Origin of the sequence: Kitasatospora sp. NPDC091257 (assembly GCF_044757675.1) — a bacterium.
In the GTDB taxonomy this organism is placed as follows: domain Bacteria; phylum Actinomycetota; class Actinomycetes; order Streptomycetales; family Streptomycetaceae; genus Kitasatospora; species Kitasatospora lactacystinica.
Window position 1 is genome coordinate 1 of sequence record NZ_JBIVVI010001823.1, and the last position, 1,152, is coordinate 1,152.

Here is a 1,152-nt window from a genome sequence, read left to right on the forward strand (position 1 = left end):
GGTGGTGGGGCGTTCCCGGCGGTCGGGTTCGGCGGTGCGGCGCTCCGGCCTCTGGCGCGGAATGGGAGCGGGGGTACTTCTGGATTGCACGGGGTGACCTTACCCAGCCGGACAGGGCTATTCCGGTGGTAATTGTCATTTTCCCGGGAAATCGACAATTGGGTCGATCGGGGCTGGCTCGGGGGGTGATTTCCACTATTCCAGGATCGAAAGTCAGTGTGGTCGTCGAATGATTCTGCAAAAGCCCCGGTAAAGCAGGAGGAGTGGGAGGCCGGTTCGGCCGGCTTCCCACTCCGTGGTAACCCTGTGTAGGTTCCGTGCTCAGTCGAGGGGGCCGCCCGCGACGTAGATCACCTGGCCGGAGACGAAGCCGGCGCCCTCGCTCGCGAGGAAGGAGATGGTGTGGGCGACGTCCTCAGGCTCACCGACCCGCTGGACCGGGATCTGCGAGGCCGCGGCCCGCTTGAAGTCTTCGAAGTCCATGCCGACCCGGGCGGCGGTGGCTGCTGTCATGTCCGTGGCGATAAAGCCGGGGGCGACCGCGTTGGCCGTGATGCCGAACTTGCCCAGCTCAATGGCCAAAGTCTTGGTGAAGCCCTGGAGCCCCGCCTTGGCGGCCGAGTAGTTGGCCTGGCCGCGGTTGCCCTGGGCCGAGGAGGAGGACAGGTTGACGATGCGGCCGAAACCGGCGTCGACCATGTGCTTCTGCACGGCGCGGGTCATCAGGAAGGCGCCGCGGAGGTGAACGTTGATGACCGTGTCCCAGTCGGACTCGGACATCTTGAAGAGCAGGTTGTCGCGGAGTACGCCCGCGTTGTTCACCAGGACGACCGGGGTGCCGAGCTCGGCGGCCACCCGGTCGACGGCGGCCTGGACCTGCTCGGCGTCCGAGACGTCGGCGCCGACGGCCAGCGCCCTGCCGCCGGCGGCGGTGATCCGGTCGACGGTCTCCTTGCCGGCCGCCTCGTCGAGGTCCAGGACGGCGACCGCGTAGCCGTCGGCGGCCAGCCGGACGGCGGTGGCGGCGCCCAGGCCGCGGGCGGCGCCGGTGACGACGGCGACCCGGGGGGCGGTGCTCTGCTCGGTCATGCTCGGTCTCGTCTCTCTCGGGGTTGCCTCCCGGGGAGAGCCCCCGGAGAGGGTGGCCACACC

The 1,152-nt window shown here is 69.1% G+C and carries 1 protein-coding gene; it reads right to left on the reverse strand.

Annotated features, from left to right (window positions below; genetic code table 11):
- Positions 1 to 321: 321 nt before the first annotated feature.
- A complete protein-coding gene (fabG, locus tag ACIQOV_RS42285; RefSeq protein ID WP_359901584.1) occupies positions 322 to 1,089 on the reverse strand; it encodes a 3-oxoacyl-ACP reductase FabG in 768 nt (255 codons plus the stop codon).
- Positions 1,090 to 1,152 lie beyond the last annotated feature (63 nt).